Raw genomic sequence first — 19,062 nt, 5'->3', positions numbered from 1 at the left:
AAAAGTGACTCAAGAAAACTTGAGCCACTGTTAAGATTATTTTGCGAGTTCGCTGATTCGGACTTCAACTGCCGCCCGCTTCTCTTTATAGTCTTGTGCTTTTGCTTGTTCTTCTTCAATGACATGTGCCGGTGCTTTCCCGACGAATCCCGGGTTGTTGAGTTTTTTCTCGACCCGTTCGACTTCTTTTGTATACTTGACGAGTTCTTTGTTCAGACGGGCGATTTCTTCTTCGATGTTGATCAAGTCAGCAAGTGGAATGAACAATTCGGCTCCCGTCACAATCGCACTCATTGCTTTTTCCGGTGCTGTCATATTGCGTTCGACGAGCAGCTCCGACGCATTCGTGAACTTTTTCAAGTACGACAGATTGGTTTCCAAATCGTGTTGGACTTGATCGTCACTCGTTGCAATCATCAACTGAATTTGTTTTGACATCGGTGCGTTGACCTCTGCCCGGATGTTTCGAACTGAACGGATGACGTTCTGAACGGCTTCAAATGCCGGAACAGCTTTTGGGAAGTCCAGTGAATCGTTCCGTGTCGGCCAAGCGGCACGTGTGACGGTTTCCCCTTCATGCGGTAGATGCTGCCAGATTTCTTCCGTGATGAACGGCATGAACGGATGCATCAGACGCATGATTTGATCCAGCGTATACGCAAGAATCGAACGTGTCGTCAATTTCGCTGCTTCGTCCTCACCGTTTAACGGCAACTTCGCCATCTCGATGTACCAGTTACAGAAATCTTCCCAGATGAAGTGATAGAGGACACGACCGGCTTCACCAAACTCATACTTGTCCGACAGACGCGTCACATCATCAATCGTCGTGTTCAGACGTGTCAGAATCCATTGATCGGCAAGTGATTTCTCGCCTGACAGGTCAATTTGTTCGTGTGTCAGTCCATCCATGTTCATCAAGGCAAAACGGCTTGCGTTCCACAATTTGTTCGAGAAGTTCCAGGTCGCTTCGATTTTCTCCCAGTAGAAACGTAAATCGTTTCCTGGTGTTGAACCGGTCGTTAAGAACCAACGGAGCGAATCCGCACCGTATTTCTCGATGACATCCATCGGATCAATCCCGTTACCGAGTGACTTCGACATTTTCCGTCCTTCCGAGTCGCGGATCAAACCGTGAATCAATACATCGTTGAATGGACGTTCGCCTGTGAATTCATACGACTGGAAAATCATCCGTGAGACCCAGAAAGCGATGATATCGTAACCTGTTACGAGTGTTGACGTCGGGAAGTACTTCTGATAATCAGCTGCACCTTCGTTTGGCCAGCCCATCGTCGAGAACGGCCAGAGCGCTGAAGAGAACCATGTGTCAAGGACATCATTGTCCTGCTCCCAGTTTTCGATGTCAGACGGTGCTTCTTTACCGACGTAGACTTCGCCCGTTTCTTTATGGTACCAAGCCGGAATCCGGTGACCCCACCAAAGCTGACGGCTGACACACCAGTCACGGATGTTTTCCATCCAGCGGACATACGTGTTTTCAAAACGTTGTGGAATGAAGTTGATTTTGTCTTCCCCTTGTTGCTCGTGCAGTGCTTTTTCAGCAAGCGGCTCCATTTTGACGAACCATTGAAGCGACAAGTACGGTTCGACGATTGCATCCGACCGCTCCGAGTGACCGACGGAATGCAGATGCGGTTCGACCTTGATTAACACACCTGATTCTTTCAGATCTTCGACGATCTGCTTTCGGCATTCGAATCGGTCCATGCCTTCATATTTGCCGGCATTTTCATTCATCGTTCCGTCTTCATTCATGACGAGGACACGTGGTAGATCGTGGCGGTTTCCGACTTCGAAGTCATTTGGATCATGGGCTGGTGTGATTTTCACAACCCCTGTGCCGAATTCCATATCCACGTATTCATCGGCGACGATTGGGATTTCCCGTCCGACGATTGGTAACGTGATCGTTTTTCCAACCAGGTGTGCATAACGCTCATCCTTTGGATTGACGGCAATCGCCGTATCGCCAAGCATCGTTTCCGGACGTGTCGTCGCCAGTTCGACGTGACCCGTTCCGTCCGTCAACGGATAACTGAAGTGATAGAAGGCACCTTCGATGTCTTTATAGATGACTTCGATGTCCGAGATCGCTGTTTTTGTCGCCGGATCCCAGTTGACGATGTATTCGCCACGGTAGATCAAGCCTTTTTCGTACAGTTTGACGAACACTTCCTGAACCGCTTCCGACAAACCTTCATCGAGTGTAAACCGTTCCCGTGAATAATCGAGTCCAAGTCCGAGTTTCGACCATTGTTCGCGGATCGTTGACGCATATTCTTCTTTCCAGGCCCACGATTGTTCGAGGAACTTTTCACGGCCCATCTCAAGGCGTGACTTCCCTTCTGCCCGGAGTTTCTGTTCGACCTTCGCTTGTGTCGCGATACCCGCGTGGTCCATTCCCGGCAGATACAGCACGTCAAAGCCTTGCATCCGTTTCATTCGTGTCAGCATATCTTGGAGAGTCGTATCCCAGGCGTGACCAAGGTGTAATTTCCCGGTAACGTTTGGCGGAGGGATGACAATCGTATACGGTGCTTTTTCCGGATCTTGATCGGCTTTGAAGTATTCCCCTTTCATCCAAAAGTCGTACCATTTTTCCTCTGTTGCTTGCGGATCATATTTCGTTGGCATTGATAATTCCTGCATCTAAATCGCTCCTTTAATCCATAATAAAAACGGCTTCTCTCGTCCTCATCTAAGGACGAAAGAAGCCGTTGCTCTTCCGCGGTACCACCTTAGTTCACTCTTTACAGAGCGCCCTCTAGCCCGCGTAACGTGCGGCAATCCGGATCTCGCTTGCTTGTCGCTTACGAGACCAGCTCGTGGGGTGACCTTCATCAGGACGTCCTGTCACATCTCTCAGCCCGTGGATGTGTTCTCTCATACAGTGCGTTCCTTGACTACTCTTCCCGTCATCGCTGTTTCCAAATTATTCTTTCCTTATTTTATCCGAGACGTCCGTGACTCGTCAAGAACTGCTTAACGATTAAATTCAAGCTTCAATTCTTTGAACGTCAGCTCGACCGCTGCAATCGTCTGTTCGATATCTTCGTCCGTATGGACCGTCGATAAGAAGAGACCTTCAAATTGTGACGGTGGTAAGAAGATCCCGCGTGCCGCCATCTTTTGATAATACGAACGGAACATCTCAAGATTCGATGTTTTCGCTTGTTCGAAGTTCGTGACCGGCTGATCGGTAAAGAAGACGCCGAACATCGCACCCGCCCGGTTTGTCGTTAACGGAATGTTGTATTTCGCCGCTGCTGCGAGATATCCTTCCGCAAGTCGTGCGGCTTTCCGGTCAAACTCTTCGTAATGCTCCGGCTTCAGTTGCGTCAGTGTCGCAAGACCGGCTGTCATCGCAAGGGGGTTACCGGATAATGTACCGGCCTGGTAAATCGGTCCTTGCGGTGCGATTTGTTCCATGATGTCGCGACGGCCACCGTAAGCACCGACCGGCATACCGCCACCGATGACTTTCCCGAGACACGTGATGTCCGGTGTGACGCCAAAGTATCCTTGGGCACAGTTAAAGCCGACCCGGAAGCCTGTCATGACTTCGTCAAAAATCAACAGGGATCCGTATTGTTCCGTGATATCGCGCAATCCTTCGAGGAAGCCCGGTTGCGGTGGGACAAAGCCCATGTTTCCGGCTGCCGGCTCCACGATGACACCCGCGATGTCGTCGCCGTGTTTTTCAAAGGCAATCCGGACTGCGTCCATGTCATTGTACGGAACAGTTAACGTCATGCTGGCGATTTGTGCTGGAACACCGGGTGAATCCGGCAATCCAAGCGTCGCGACGCCTGAACCGGCCTTGATCAACAAGGAATCGCCGTGTCCATGGTAACAGCCTTCGAACTTCAGGATTTTCGTTTTCCCTGTATATCCGCGTGCGAGGCGAAGCGCCGCCATCGTCGCTTCTGTACCCGAGTTGACCATCCGGACGACTTCGACCGATGGAACACGGCTGATGACGACTTCGGCCATCGCTGATTCGATTTCCGTTGGTGTACCGTAACTCCACCCTCGTGTCGCTTGTTCTTGAATCGCTGCCGTCACGATCGGATCGGCATGACCAAGAATCATCGGTCCCCACGACAAGACATAGTCGATATATTCTTTGCCATCGATGTCATATAGGCGTGAACCTTTTGCCCGTTCAGCAAAAATCGGTGACATCCCGACTGATTTATAGGCACGCACCGGGCTGTTGACACCACCCGGCATCAACGGTAACGCCCGTTCAAAAGCGGCTTTTGATTTTGAGTTCTGATTAATCAAGCTCATTTTGTCCCCTCCAAGTAACGACAGATGTCTTTTGCAAAATACGTAATGATTAAATCAGCGCCTGCTCGTTTGAAACCAAGCATCGTTTCCATGACAATTCGTTCCTCATCAATCCAGCCGTTTAACGCAGCGGCTTTGACCATCGCATATTCACCCGATACGTTGTAGGCGACGATTGGTAACTCGACGCGTTCGCGGACATCACGAATGATATCCATGAAGGCAAGTGCCGGTTTGACGATCATGAAGTCTGCTCCTTGATCGACATCGGCTGTCGCCTCCCGGAATGCTTCGCGGCGGTTCGCGGGATCCATTTGATAGCCTTTACGGTCCCCTTCGTCCGGCGCCGAATTGGCTGCGTCACGGAACGGTCCGTAATAAGCAGAGGCATACTTCACGCCGTAACTCATGACAGGAATGTGGCTGAAGCCATTTTCGTCCAGACCTTGACGAATCGCTGCCACGAATCCGTCCATCATTGAAGAAGGTGCGATGATATCTGCACCGGCACGCGCTTGCGAGACGGCAGTTTGAACGTGCAACGGCAAGGAGGCATCATTGTCGACCGTACCGTCTGCTACAATGCCGCAGTGTCCGGTTGACGTATACTCACACAAACATGTGTCGGCGATGACCGTCAGCTGAGGTGCCACTTTTTTGACGAGTCGTGTCGCTTCCTGCACGATTCCGTGATCATGGAAAGCGCCTGTCCCTTGCTCATCCTTTAGATGATCATGCGGGACACCAAACAAGATGACGGACTCGATACCGAGTTCAACCACTTCTTTGATTTCCGCTTCCAGATGATCAAGCGAAAGGTTAAACACACCGGGCATCGAACTGACTTCCCGTTTGATGTCTTCCCCTTCTGCAATAAACAGCGGATAAATCAAATCTGATTTGTGCAGATGATTTTCGCGTACAAGTGAGCGCAGGGACGGTGTATGCCGTAATCGGCGGTGACGTGCGAATTCTAATGTATTCATGACAATTCCTCCTCTAAAATACAGTCGATCAGCCCATCGAGTGTAAACGTCTTGGCGACGAGTAATGGCGTCAATCCGGATGTGCGAGCGGCTTGCTCCGTAATCGGACCGATGGCTACGTAAGTGCCTCTGGTCTGATGCCGGGATGATGCCAGAACTTCGACAGCTGAAGGACTTTGCAATCCAATATACGAAGCATGTTGCAACACGTCAGAAGAAATCGTCCGTAAGTTCGTCTCATACGTGACGACTTCCACTACTTCTGCCGCAACAGCATGCCTTAATCGTTCAAGTGGTTCTTGCCGTGAGCGGTTTCCCCGGGCAAAACAAATCCGTTGTCCGGGTTCGATGAATGGTTGTAACTCGTCGACGAGCGCGTCCCCGGTAAAAGCGGACGGGATAAAATCCGGTGTTCGCCCCAGTTTTTCCAATACCGCTGCCGTTTTTGTTCCGACGACTGCGATTTTAGTCTGCTGTAGTCGGTCGAGCTGTGATTTCAGTTGCGTGACGCCGGTCGGGCTTGTCACGATCAACCAATCCAGTGCTTCCGGTAACTCAAACGCGACCGGAACCGTCTCAATGACCGGATGATACATGACTTCGACTTGTCCGGTTCGTAACCGATTCAATTGTGCGGAAGTTGGTCGTCGACTTCCCGTCAAGACCAGTTTCTTAAAGGTCATCCGGTAAAGACGCTAAAATTTCGCGGCCACCCGCATCGAGTAAACGTGTTGCGACCTGTTGACCCAACTGCATTGGATCAAGCGACGTTTCCCGTTCGAGCAAAATTTGCTGACCGTCTACTGAACCAAGGAATCCGACGAGCGTCGTCGATAAATCCTCGTTGATCGTCGCAAAACCGCCGACCGGAACATGACAGCTTCCTTCGATGGCTGATAAGAAAGAACGTTCGGCAAATGCCACTTTCTCTGTCATCTGATCGTGGATGAGATTCAATAAATCGCGGATTTCTTGATCCTGCTCCCGGCATTCGATTGCAAGGATGCCTTGTCCGACAGCCGGAATCATGTCGTCAGTCGAAATGTATTCCGAGACGATGTCTTCTGACCATCCCATGCGTTGTAGACCCGCGGCAGCTAATAAAATCCCGTCAAACGGTCCCGTCTTCAGTTTTTCAAGACGTGTGTCAATGTTTCCTCGGATCGATTCGATTTTTAAATCCGGACGTAATTTCAATAATTGAGAACCGCGGCGCAGACTGCTTGTTCCGACGATTGCGCCTTCCGGAAGTGAGGCCAGACCTCCGCCCGTCGTTGTAATCAAAGCATCACGAGCGTCGACACGTGCAGGTGTTGCCCCAATGATGAGTCCTGTCGGCAACTCAGATGGGAGATCTTTCATACTATGCACGGCAAAATCAATTTCTTCATCAATCATCTGCTGTTCGATTTCTTTGACAAATAATCCTTTTCCACCGACTTTAGACAATGTCACGTCAAGGATGCGGTCACCCTTCGTGATGATGTTCTTGATTTCGAACTCGTATGGTGCACCCGCTTGTTTGAGTTGATCGATGACCCACTTTGTTTGTGTCATCGCGAGTTTCGAACTTCGTGAACCTACTATGATTTTTCGCATGCTGAAATCCCCCTGTACAATAATAAAGGGGCGGCACAAGTCCGCCCCATGCTTTTCTATTGTAACACAATTCGACCTCTGTTCACCGGTTCACAGCTTTCCGTTCGACCGGTGTTTCGTCTTGTAAAACGACCTCTTCCGCTGTCCCGTCAAACAATTCTTCATCCAGTGCAAACGTATCCATGAACTGAGCAATCCGTTGCTCGGCATCCGGTTTTGCAGCCGCGTCTTTGATATACGACAACGGTTCCCGGAGTAACTGGTTGATGATCGACTTCATGTGCTTCCCGATGACCGTTTTTTCACGGTTCGTCATGTTCGGTAACTTCCGCTCTAAGCTTTGCATCGTCTCTTGTTGAATTTTAAGCGATTGGTCACGCAGTTCCGTAATGATCGGAACGACACCTAATGTCGTCATCCAACCTTCAAACTCAGCGATTGCCGCTTCAATCCGACGTTCGATTTTTGCTGCTTCTTTCATCCGTTCTGCCATGTTTTGTTGCACGATTGACGTCAAATCATCGACATCATACAAATGGACACCCGGCAGGTCGCCTGCCGTCGGTTCGATATCACGTGGGACTGCGATATCAATCAACAAAAATGGACGGTCACTCCGGAACAATTGTGCTGCTGCAATGTCTTCACGTTTGATGATTGCCCGCTTTGCTCCGGTTGAAGAAATAACGATGTCAGCCCGAAGCAGACCGCATTGCATTTCATTGATCGAATGTGCGGATCCTTCGAAACGATTCGCCACTTCTTCGGCTTTGGCAAGTGTCCGGTTAAAGACCGTGATGTCACGGGCACCCGCTTCGTATAAGTTCAATGTCGTCAGTTCACCTGTTTCACCCGCACCGATGACGACGATTGATTTATCTTCAAGCGACCCAAGCAATTGTTCGGCAAGCGTTACTGCCGCTGCACTGACTGAAACTGCGTTTTCGCCAATTCCCGTTTCAGCATGCGCCCGTTTCGCAAGCGTAACAGCTTCTTTAAACAACTTGTTGAAGACCGTTCCCGTTGTTTCGAGCTTTTGTGCCGTGAAGAAACTTGTTTTCACCTGACCGAGAATCTGTGTTTCTCCGACAATCATCGAATCCAGCCCACTTGTAACCCGGAAGAGATGTTTCATCGCGTCAAAGCCCTCATGGATAAACAAATAAGGCTCTAATTCCTCCATCGTTAAACCAAACCAGTTCGCGAGAAAACGTTTTGTATAGTAACGACCTGTATGCGGTTGATCCGTGACGACATATAATTCCGTCCGATTGCACGTCGAGACGATGACACTTTCAAAAATGCTCTTTTCGTCACGTAGCGCAACGACCGCCCCTTTCATCTCATGTTCCCCAAATGAGACTTGTTCGCGGATTGATACAGGCGCCGTCTTATTATTTAAACCGACAACTACGATATGCATGCGCTCTACCCCTTACGTCCAAAGATTTCATTCTCATCTATCTTTCGTTCTCTACTCTACATTATAACCATTATAAAAAAGATTCCAATCAATTTATAAACTAAAATGAGTCGAAGTTGTGAAACTTATCTTCTTACCATATCCCTCTCCGGACCAAATCACAAACCCTCTGCTTTTAAGTTCAGCAGAGGGTCGGATTTTTTATTTGGTTGAATCGGTGATGATTGGAGATTCTTCCGTTTGTAAATCAAACTTTTGTTGCCGTAATTGATAGATCCGGGCGATATTCTGGACTACAACTTTTGTGACGGCATACGTCGGGACAGCGAGAATGACACCGATGATCCCGCCGATTTTTCCGGCGACGAGTAAGACGATGATGATCGTCAGCGGGTGCACCTTCAATGTTTTCCCCTGGACGTACGGAGAAATCAAATTCGATTCAATCTGCTGGGCGACGACAATCGTAATGATCGCATACAGCGCCTTGATCGGATCATCGATGAACCCGACGATGACCGCAGGGACGGCTCCGATATACGGTCCGAGATAAGGAATGATGTTCGTGACCGTACAGAACAACGCCAGTAGTAACGCATACTGGATATCCGCGATGAAGAAACCGATCAGTGACATCAAGCCGACACACAACGATACGATGACTTGACCGTTGACGTAATGTTTGACCGTCACGTGCATATCGTGAAGAATCTTCCGTGTTTCCGTCTCATAGCTTTTCGGCAACAGCTTGACGACGGAGTTCGGAAACTTGTAACCGTCAAGCAACATGTAGACCAAAATAAATGGAACAAGCACGATGATCAGGACGGTCGAAGAAATGACACTGAAAATCGTTCCGACAGAAGTCGAGACCGACTTGAACAAGGTCCCGATGTATGACGTCGCCTCGTTCGTCCACTTATCAAACAGGTCTGTGTTTTCATGCACCCAGTTCGAAATGAACCGGTTGTTCATCAGTTGATCACGCAGATTCAACGTCTGATCCCGCAGTTCGACGACCAGGTTCGGAATGCTCGTCACGAAATCCGTGACCTGTTCGACCAGAATCGGTCCGAGTGACGCCACGGCAATCGTGATGACACCGAGGAAGCCGAGTAAGACGATCAGCACAGCCAGTCCGCGTTTTTTGACACGCTTTTGCAGCATGTCGACGATCCCGAGCGTAAAGTAATAAAAGATCCCGGCGATGATCAACGGCGGGAAAATCAAAGCGAGCATGACTTTGATCGGTTGGAACAGGAAGGAAATTTTTGTCCCGACCCAAATCACTAAAAAGATTGTCAAAATCCAGAGTAATGCTTTAAACCATTTGTTACGAAGTAAATCCACGAACAGTCCTCCTACCAGTTTCTTCTTTTCATCTGTTTATCCGGTTTTTTCTTCTGTTTTCTCCGTGACGACTTCATCGAGTCGCTGTCGTTCCATTTTACCCCACTGACCGCGTCCCGTCATGAACTGAATTAAGCCGCCCAGTTTAAAGAAGACGAGAATCGGCCGGTACCAAAACGATTCCGTCAACGACCAGAGGTAAAGACGGATCAGTTCTTTGACGTTCTTGAAGCGGTGCATCGTCCACTCTTCCAGCAGGACGGCACCTGCCGACAACAACGAGCCGTACAGTAACGCCACTGTGAGGAGGACGATCCCGAACTCAAAGTTCAAGGTCCCGACAAGCAGGTTCAACGGAATGATGAAGTATCCGATCAGTTCGACGATCGGACCAAGCAACTCAATTAAAAAGAAATACAGCATCGAGACACTTCCGACGAATCCATAACGGGGATTGCCGATCATCCGCTTATGCGTCCAGAGCGTCTCTGCCAGTCCGCGATGCCACCGTGTCCGCTGTGACCGCAACACTTCCATCGTCTCCGGTGCCTGAGTCCAACAGACCGGTGACGGAACGTACTCAATCCGTTTGTTCACGTCATTTTCTTTCATGTAACGGTGCAACCGGACGACAAGTTCCATGTCTTCCCCGACCAGACCTTCTTTGTACCCACCTGCCTTAACGACAATCGCTTTTTGGAATAATCCAAACGCGCCGGATACAATCAGCAGGAGGTTAAATCGGCTTAACCCCAGTCGGCCAAACAAAAAGGCGCGGAAGTATTCAATCATCTGCATCAAGACAATCCGTTGTTTCGGCGTCCGGATTTCGACGATTTCACCGCCTTCAATCGTACAACCGTTGACGAGGAAAATCGATCCGCACGTCGCAATGACCTCTTCGTCGGATTCGACGATCGGTTTCATGACCTTTAACAACGCGTCCCGCTCTAAAATTGAATCGGCATCGAGTGAACAAAAGTACGGATAGCTCGAATAATCAATTCCGGCGTTTAACGCATCTGCCTTCCCGCCGTTCTCTTTATCGATGACAATCAAACGGGCATCGATCCGCGACCGATAGACGGCTTTGACCGGTTGTGATCCGATCAAGATGCGCGGGAAACGTAATTCTTTTTCCAACTCGTACACTTTAAACAATTCATCCATCGTCCCGTCACTCGAGCCATCATTGATAACGATGACTTCATGTTCCGGGTAATCGAGTGCAAGCAAGGCTTGAATACTCGTGACAATCGTATACTCTTCGTTGTAAGCGGGAACCAACACACTGACAGGTCGCGTGTAAAGAGACCGCATCAACGGCAGATATGAACTTTCCTTGCGACGGAACCGTTGTTTTCGGACCATCTGTGCTGAGATGAGATACAAAGACGAATAGAAGATGATGACGAGGATCATATAAATCAATACGGTCCAGGATAATACTTCAATGATTTTCTGGATCGTTTCAGATGACAACATGTTGTTTCATCTCCTTTGCTAGACGTTCCGTCGCTTTTTGTTTGGCATACCGATCGGGATGATCTTTTGCGACCAGTGCCAATTGTTCCAGTCCGCCACAGGCGAGGAGTGCGTCAAAGGCCGCGGTCCGTACCCACCAGGAGCGACTTCCGACGAACGGTAAAATGTAGACGACCGACTCTTTTGGAGCGACATTTTCGAGGAAGCGGAGCGCTAGCATCTGTTCGACCCAACTCGTGTCGTCTTCCAGATACGGTGTATACAACTTCCAGTCTTCCTCGAGTCCGATTCGGGTCAACGCACGCAGGGCACGTTTCCGGATTTCCGGATGCGCATCCGTCGTTTTCGAACGGACGAGTTCAAGGTATTGTGTCTCTTCCCGGTCATAGATCAATTGGAGAACACCCATTTGGAAGGACTCTGTCAATTGTTCAAATTCCTCGATCCATGCCGTCAAATCCTTGCTGCGTCCGATCGCCAGCACTGCGCCAAAAAAGCTGATTTCGTTTACTTGCTTCGCTTCTCCGATTGCTAAGTGAGGTGCAATCGAAACCAACGTCCGGACAATGACATCTTTTTCTTCTTTTGAGATGGATTTGCCTAATTTTTGATGCAACTCTTGTGCGACCGGTCTTAACCGGAATTGCGCGATCGCTTCATAGGCGTTTAACCGGCGATCAATGCGTCGGTGACGGATTTGAACCTGATAATACGGTAATAACTTTGCCTCCACGTACTGATAGATCCGTTCTTGATGTGACACGGTCTCGGTCAAGTTCGTAAAAGCAAACAGTTCGAGCTCGACCAAGTCTTCATTTCCTAAGACGATGTGTGGCATCTCTCGTTTTTCGCCGGTCGCAAAATCATACAGTTCATCTTGAAACTGCCGTTGCCAGTTCAAACGGGCTTCTTCCTGCTTAACTCGTTTCCGTTTCTGGAAAACCAAGTAAACCAATGCTCCGATTTGGAGGACGACCAGAAGGAAGATAAAAAATATAATCCATCTCATTCGCGGACCCCCTCAAGTTTTTTGACCCATGCCCGAAATTCTTCGACTTTCAAAGGAAGGGTCATGATTCCGTCAACCCCACGTTCAATTGCCAGAACATGGTCACGTTCCCGGTTGTACATCGAAATCATGATCGCATGAAACGGAACGATGCTTTCGGATTTGGCACGCAACAATAACTCCAACCCGTCGGCACGAGGAAGCGCCGATGAAAAAACAAGGAGATACGGGCGCGTCGCCGCATGCTGTTCCAGAAACGTTTCTGTTCGTTCATACAGGACGACAGACTCAAAGCGATTGGTCAATTCCCGTTCCAACAGCCGGCGCAGGTGAGGATTATCCGTCACGATGACGACATCGACAAGCCGTTGGACACGTTTATATCGCATCAGCCGATCGAGCAAGAGATCGACCGGCAAGTTTGCCGGAATGACCTCACGTGCATTTTCGAGCTGATAAAAGGACCGGTCATCGGTCGTACCCGCGATATAAATGACGGGTACCCGTTCTTCGATAATCGGCTGGCTTGCGATGATGACATCCGCATACGAGATATCGGTTCTTGTGCATCGACCGGTTTCGATCAAGTCATTCACGGCTTCCGGCATTAATCCAATTGTATGAATAAACACGACGCCGGATGTCGATCCTTTGACGTCTTCTTCTGTTACGACTGCCGTTGAGCTGATTTCCGCATCGACCGGCTCGATCGATGCGTTGATCAACCTCCACATTTCTTCACGCCGCATTTACTTCACTCCCTTTTTGAATGCTTCCTGCATGCTTTGATAAACAGGCTTCAGTTCTTCCCGTTGTTGCGGGTTCGTCCACTCGGACCAGTTATAAAATCCTCGATCAGATTCCGGCAGACGCGTCTTTCCGATCAGACCGGTGACTTCGATTCCTTCGGTCACCATTTTCGCTTCCAGTCCGTCTTTCCAGAAGTCGCCGATGATTTCATGTTTACTTGGATCCCGCATGTTCAGAACCATCCAAGGAATCCGTAACTCGATGCTTGGCTCCTGCAAGTCAGAGATGTCTGTTAAAATGCTGTCCGGTTCACCCTCGTTTAAAATACCCGTATCCCATTTGATTGCCGGCTTGATGATTTTTTTGGTGACCGGATCGCGTCTTGCATAGTCGAGCATCTGATAGATCGGATTGAAATTCCCGCTGTTTGGTTCATCGGAAGGTGGCGTCACCATTTCAAACGGTTTTTTCAGACCGTAGTGATAGCGGAAGATATCGTACCGCTCATCCACATCGATCCGTGCCTGCTTGTCAATCGTCAACCGGTACTCGGCGCCTTCTTCGAGCGTCAAGTCGCCCACTTGCTGATTGCCGTCATTCGGTTTGGTCGATAAGGCAATTGTCGTCGGCTCAACTGCCTTGCGGTCGATCCGCAGATAGAGATAAGCTTCATCTGACGTCATATAAATCGCTTGCCCGTCGTTTTCCGCAACCGGGGCATAGCCTTTCCAATCCTCCATTTTTCCGTCAATCGTAATATCAGCCCGTAAGAAACCGAGCATTCCAAAATGCTGTTCACTCGTTTGGACGTTTGACCAGCGCGGACGTGTATCCGCATCGTCATAATCCATCGTATTCCATGTCCGTTTGAACCATTCATCTTGCCAGATGAACACGAGTCCCCCGGCCATCTTCGTGTCGACGATGTCTTGGTACAATTTCGCGACGAGCTTTCCTTGATTTTCCTCGCTGACGTGTCCCTGATCAAATCCGTTTGGTCCAAGGTGTGTTTTCCCGCGTGAACTCGGAATTCCGAACTCGGATACGAGTAACGGCATATCATGATACGCTTTCATCTCTTTTAAATAACGGCTGTAGGATTCTGAACCCGTATCCCCCTTCCGACCAAATTCTTCCTTAATGAAGGACGGATAGTAAGGATAGATGTGATAGGAAGCAAACACACCGCCGGCAAAGTCTTTTGTTGCTTGAATGTGGTTAAAGTCAATCGAAACAAGATCTTGTTCTTCTTCGACTTCGTCCGGATGCGCGAGCGGATCCGTCGTCGGCCAGTTCGTCGCTCCGATCGGCCGCGTCGTTTTGTACGTATCCAGTTCATGTTGGGTCGCGATGTCCATTCGGCCGGCTAACCACGATTCAAATGGAGAGGCTTCTTTTGTCGTCGTCACGAACTTGCCTTCATAACGCAGGTCTTTATTTTTTTTGTTGGTTCCTACGACCGCGTCCGGCAACCATTCGATTCCGAAAACAAAGGCCGAGACGTATTGCGAGACATCTGACGTATAGGTTCCGGAAGCATGCCCGACAACTTCCTTGACGACTGCATTGCCATGAATCACATCGACCATCCGTTTGGCTTCTGTATCCGTCATTTCTAAGAATTTTGGTTCAAAGGCATTTTTTAACTCTTCGAACGGTTTTTCTTCGACCCACATGCCTTGCATCAAATAAATCGGTGTTTTCGCGGATGCGTTGTAGGCTTTTAATGCATCATAAAAGGCAGGTGGATGGAGCGTGTAGACCCGAATCGTATTGATGCCCATTTCTCCCATCTGCTTTAACCAACGGTCATACTCATTGCGACTGACGGCATGCTCTCCCGGAAATGCACCCGGACGTCCTAATCCGACGTTCACCCCTTTGACGAAATAAGGCTTCCATTCCCCATCTTGATACATTTCAAGCGTGTCTTGACCGGACCGTGCGCGTGTCCGAATCGTCTGATCGTTGATGTTTGTTTGTGATAATGGCTTTGTTTTAACTGCTGCCTGTTTAACCGGTTTCGTGTCTTTTAAAATCCGGCTGAGCGTTGGCGCATAAACTTTCCAGAAGAACGCTGACTCACTTTCCGCACTGTCTAAGATGAACTGTTTGCGGAACCAATCGAGTCCGGCATACCGGTAATAACGTGGAATGTCGGCGACGTCCGTATAGTCTCCGGCAAAGTAATGTCCGCTTCCTTGTTTGACATAAGCCGGAAATTCAAGCGGCAGTTGACGTTCGCGTAACATCGCTTGTGTTTTTTTCGACGGATTCCAGGAAAAGTGGGCCTGCTGTTCTCCCCCATCCAGTTCCAATACTTCAAACCAGTAGTTGTAGCGGACTTCATCTTTTGCGTCGCCTTTGTTTTTATCCCATGTATAAAGGAGAGGAGTATCGTCATTGACAAAAAACACTTCTTCCGTTGAATCATTGATGAAGACATAACCGGGACCGGACAACTTAAATGCTTTGTCCTTTGCCTGAAGCTCCAGCTTCTTGATGACCGTCTCATCTAGTCCTTGTAACTTCGTCAAATCCGGGAAAAATCGGCCGATCCAGCCGGTCCATGCCGTACCAAACAACTGACGAAACGCATTTGAACGGTCAGCCGGTGTCGGGCTGGCTGCCGTATTAAATTCAGCAACTACCGTTTTTCCTTTTGAAATCGCATCTGTCGCTACGGCTACATCTTCCGCTGTCAATCCTCCACGGTGTTCTTGTTTCCCGTCAACGGTGTATGATTTTCCATATGTATCGGTAAACAATAAGACATCCGCTTGATTGGCTTGCTTCAGCATCGCTTCACCTTGCGTGCCGTCGTACCGGTTGATGTAATCCGTGTACGTATAGTCCTTCTCGTTCTCCGAACGGACTTTAAGATGATTCAACAACCACGTCGTACCCGCATGCTCCCGTTCCTGTTTTCCAACTGTATAATCGAATAACACAATATTTAATGTCCGTTCTTTTTGAAGAAACCAGATGACGAGTGGTGTCACAATCAGAAGGACAACCAATGCTGCAATCCATTTATAGCGTTTCATTTTTACACAACCCTTCGTAAGGCGATTAATTTAGGCAATTAGTTTTTTCTATTGTAACTTGAATTCAAGCTGTCGCATATAATGGAACCCGTTTTTTCTGAAAGGAATATACTGGATAAAAAAAGAAACCTGCTCCACAAGGAGACAGGTTTCTTTTACGTATAATCACAAGTGACGGTAAATTGCTTCCCATGCCGCATCGACACCTTCACCGGTTTCTGATGAGAACGGGATGAATGTATCTTGACCATCAAACTGCAATTTGCGTTTAATGGCTGCGATCTGTTTGTCACGTTGTCCGCGTTTGATTTTATCAAGTTTCGTCGCCACGACGATAACTGATAAATCATAGTATTTCAAGAAGTCATACATGATGACGTCATCCGCCGAAGGCTCATGACGGATATCAACGAGTAAGACGACGCCTTTTAAGATTTCACGTGTCGTGAAATACTTCTCCATCATCTTACCCCAAGCTTCTCGTTCTGTTTTTGAAACTTTCGCATAACCATAACCGGGAACGTCGACGAACATGACTTCATCATTGATGTTAAAGAAATTCAATGTCTGCGTTTTCCCCGGCTTCGAAGAAGTCCGCGCAAGGGCTTTTCGTTGGACAAGCTTGTTGATAAATGAAGATTTCCCAACGTTTGAGCGACCCGCTAACGCTACTTCTGGAAGGAGTGGTTCCGGATAATGCTCCGGATTGACACCACTCGTAATAAAATCTGCCTTATAAATTTTCATGTTACTCTCCTTTTAATGCATGTTCGAGCACTTGATCCATCGTTGCGACTGGAATGAATCGAATCCCGTCCCGGACCGTTTCCGGGATGTCATCGATATCCCGGGTGTTGTCTTGCGGCATCAAAATCGTCGTCAATCCTGCACGGTGGGCAGCAAGCGACTTCTCTTTCAGTCCACCGATCGGCAAGACGCGACCACGTAATGTGATCTCACCGGTCATGCCGACGTCTCGTCGCACCGGACGTTTCGTCAACGCTGAAATCAGTGCTGTCGCAATTGTAATCCCCGCCGAAGGTCCGTCTTTTGGAACGGCACCTTCCGGAACGTGAATGTGAATGTCTTGCGATTCATAAAAATGTGGATCAATCTTGAATTCCTCGGCGTTGGCACGAACGAAACTGTATGCCGTCTGCGCCGACTCCTGCATAACATCCCCAAGTTTACCCGTCAGCTGTAATTTTCCTTTACCTGGAGCAAGGCTGACTTCGATCGTCAGTGTATCTCCCCCAAATGCAGTATACGCTAAACCGGTCACCGCGCCAATCGTATCTTCAAGTTCACTTTGACCATAACGGTAAATCGGTTTCCCTAAGAAGTCGGACAGGTTCCGCTTCGTGACCGTGACGCGTTTCTTTTCACCCATCGCAATTTGTTTGGCGGCTTTCCGGCAAAGTGCTCCGATGACACGTTCCAAACTCCGGACACCGGCTTCCCGCGTATAGCGACGGACCACTTCTTCCAAAGCATCCGGTTTGACCGTCAACTGACTTTTCTTCAGTCCATGTTCTTTTAATTGTTTCGAGAACAAGTGACGAATGGCGATTTCTGTTTTTTCCTGTTCCGTATAACCGCCGATTTGAATCAATTCCATCCGGTCGAGTAACGGACCGGGGATGTTCGAGACATCATTGGCTGTCGCGATGAACAAGACATTCGATAAATCAAACGGCTCTTCGATATAATGATCGGAAAAACTGTTGTTTTGTTCCGGATCAAGAACTTCAAGCATCGCAGAAGACGGATCTCCCCGGAAATCGTTCGCCATCTTATCGATCTCATCGAGCAGGAAGACCGGATTGTTCGTTCCGGCTTGTTTCAAGCCACGAATGATGCGTCCGGGCATCGCACCGATATATGTCCGGCGATGTCCGCGGATTTCCGCCTCATCCCGTACTCCACCAAGCGAAACACGAACAAATTTCCGTTCCAGTGCCGTTGCGATCGACCGAGCGAGTGATGTTTTCCCGACCCCTGGAGGACCGGCCAAACATAAAATCGGTCCTCGAAGCGAATCCGTCAGCTGACGCACCGCCAAGTATTCCAAAATCCGTTCTTTGACCTTCTCGAGACCATAATGATCTTCATCCAATTGCTCTGACGCCGCTTCGACATTCAAGAAATCGTCCGTCGCCTCGTTCCAAGGAAGAGAGAAGAACCACTCAAGATAGTTTCGAATGACACCATGCTCGGGACTTGTTGCCGGAACAACCGCTAGTCGGTTGATTTCTTTTTCAATGTTGATGACTGCTGTTTCCGACAAATCAAGCAACGCCAGTTTTTCTTTATACTTCACGGCGTCACTCTCGGCCGAAACTGCTTCTCCGCCGAGCTCTTGCTGAATCGTCTTCAGTTGTTCCCGAAGATAATATTCCCGCTGCGATTGTTCGATCGTTTTTTTCGTCCGTTCCCGCATTTCCCGTTCCAATTCAACGACCTCGTACTCATGCTTCATCACATCAAGTAACATGACGCCACGTTCGACCGGATCATTTTCTTCCAGGAAGTCCTGTTTTTTCGCAATGTCAATCGGTAATTTAGAAGCGATATAATCTGTCAACGAATCCAGACGTTCATACGTTTCAAAACGACGTCGCTCATCCGTTCCGATTCCTTTGATCCGCGACACCAACTGACCAAACTGCTCTTTAATCAGACGAACGAGCGCTTCTTGTTTCGCCCCTTTGATATCCGCTTTTTCAATCGGTTCGATTTTCGCCTGATATCCTTCGTCTGTTTCTGTCACGTGATCAATCCGGACACGTTCTTTCCCGATGACGCGCACTCGGACTGTATCATTCCCGAGTTCACTCATCTTCGCAATTTGAACGAGTGTTCCGATCGTATGCAATCCGTCCACCGATGGTTCTGCTTCCGGATCACGTTGCGTTACGACGACCAAATCAATTTCGTGTTCTTTCGACGCAAGTAACGCTTTTAGTGAGACAGGACGCCCGACATCAATCGTCAGTCCGATTAAGGGGTAAGCGACGACGCCACGAAGTGGCAATAATGGATATTGTTTTGTCTTCATCAAAAATCTCCTCCTAAACAAAAAGACTCGGAAAGGCG

General features: G+C 48.8%; 13 protein-coding genes. All 13 read right to left on the bottom strand.

Annotated features, from left to right (window positions below; all coding sequences use genetic code 11):
- Positions 1 to 36: 36 nt before the first annotated feature.
- The 13 genes from P397_RS0105845 to lon all read right to left on the bottom strand — a co-directional run bounded on the left by P397_RS0105845 (position 37) and on the right by lon (position 19,024).
- Positions 37 to 2,673: a valine--tRNA ligase gene (locus P397_RS0105845; protein ID WP_028105905.1), complete on the bottom strand. Its 2,637-nt coding sequence runs from the start codon at positions 2,671 to 2,673 to the stop codon at positions 37 to 39.
- A 333-nt stretch (positions 2,674 to 3,006) separates the two neighbouring features.
- Positions 3,007 to 4,317 (bottom strand): glutamate-1-semialdehyde 2,1-aminomutase, encoded by a 1,311-nt coding sequence (gene hemL / locus P397_RS0105840; RefSeq protein WP_026832406.1) that lies wholly within the window; start codon positions 4,315 to 4,317, stop codon positions 3,007 to 3,009.
- Positions 4,314 to 5,303, bottom strand: coding sequence for a porphobilinogen synthase (hemB, locus tag P397_RS0105835; protein WP_028105904.1), 990 nt, complete (start codon positions 5,301 to 5,303; stop codon positions 4,314 to 4,316). The genes hemL and hemB overlap by 4 nt, the downstream gene beginning before the upstream one ends.
- Positions 5,300 to 5,986: a uroporphyrinogen-III synthase gene (locus P397_RS0105830; protein ID WP_028105903.1), complete on the bottom strand. Its 687-nt coding sequence runs from the start codon at positions 5,984 to 5,986 to the stop codon at positions 5,300 to 5,302. Before P397_RS0105830 ends, hemB begins: the two co-directional genes overlap by 4 nt.
- Positions 5,976 to 6,902 (bottom strand): hydroxymethylbilane synthase, encoded by a 927-nt coding sequence (gene hemC / locus P397_RS0105825; protein WP_026832403.1) that lies wholly within the window; start codon positions 6,900 to 6,902, stop codon positions 5,976 to 5,978. The genes P397_RS0105830 and hemC overlap by 11 nt, the downstream gene beginning before the upstream one ends.
- 82 nt (positions 6,903 to 6,984) lie before the next feature.
- Complete coding sequence (gene hemA, locus P397_RS0105820) at positions 6,985 to 8,325, bottom strand: glutamyl-tRNA reductase (RefSeq protein ID WP_028105902.1); 1,341 nt, start codon at positions 8,323 to 8,325, stop codon at positions 6,985 to 6,987.
- 201 nt (positions 8,326 to 8,526) lie between these two features.
- Complete coding sequence (locus P397_RS0105815; protein ID WP_028105901.1) at positions 8,527 to 9,675, bottom strand: AI-2E family transporter; 1,149 nt, start codon at positions 9,673 to 9,675, stop codon at positions 8,527 to 8,529.
- Positions 9,676 to 9,711: 36 nt separating this feature from the next.
- The gene (locus tag P397_RS0105810; RefSeq protein WP_028105900.1) at positions 9,712 to 11,160 is read right to left on the bottom strand and encodes a glycosyltransferase family 2 protein; all 1,449 of its coding nucleotides are present in this window, start codon (positions 11,158 to 11,160) and stop codon (positions 9,712 to 9,714) included.
- Positions 11,147 to 12,169, bottom strand: a complete 1,023-nt coding sequence (locus tag P397_RS0105805) for a HEAT repeat domain-containing protein (protein ID WP_028105899.1) — start codon at positions 12,167 to 12,169, stop codon at positions 11,147 to 11,149. The genes P397_RS0105810 and P397_RS0105805 overlap by 14 nt, the downstream gene beginning before the upstream one ends.
- Entirely contained in the window at positions 12,166 to 12,918 is a 753-nt protein-coding gene (locus P397_RS0105800; RefSeq protein ID WP_028105898.1) for a response regulator, read from the bottom strand. Before P397_RS0105800 ends, P397_RS0105805 begins: the two co-directional genes overlap by 4 nt.
- Entirely contained in the window at positions 12,919 to 15,966 is a 3,048-nt protein-coding gene (locus tag P397_RS0105795; protein ID WP_235183948.1) for a hypothetical protein, read from the bottom strand. It abuts the gene before it with no gap.
- Positions 15,967 to 16,131: 165 nt separating this feature from the next.
- Positions 16,132 to 16,713 carry a ribosome biogenesis GTP-binding protein YihA/YsxC gene (gene yihA / locus P397_RS0105790; RefSeq protein ID WP_012371013.1) on the bottom strand — a complete coding sequence of 194 codons (582 nt, stop codon included), beginning with the start codon at positions 16,711 to 16,713 and terminating at the stop codon, positions 16,132 to 16,134.
- 1 nt (position 16,714) lies between these two features.
- Positions 16,715 to 19,024 (bottom strand): endopeptidase La, encoded by a 2,310-nt coding sequence (gene lon, locus P397_RS0105785; RefSeq protein WP_026832396.1) that lies wholly within the window; start codon positions 19,022 to 19,024, stop codon positions 16,715 to 16,717.
- Between the last annotated feature and the right edge of the window lie 38 nt (positions 19,025 to 19,062).

This window comes from Exiguobacterium undae DSM 14481, assembly GCF_000620805.1.
In the GTDB taxonomy this organism is placed as follows: domain Bacteria; phylum Bacillota; class Bacilli; order Exiguobacteriales; family Exiguobacteriaceae; genus Exiguobacterium_A; species Exiguobacterium_A undae.
The sequence above is the reverse complement of the archived record's forward strand: the minus strand, read 5'-3'. Positions and strand labels throughout refer to the sequence as shown.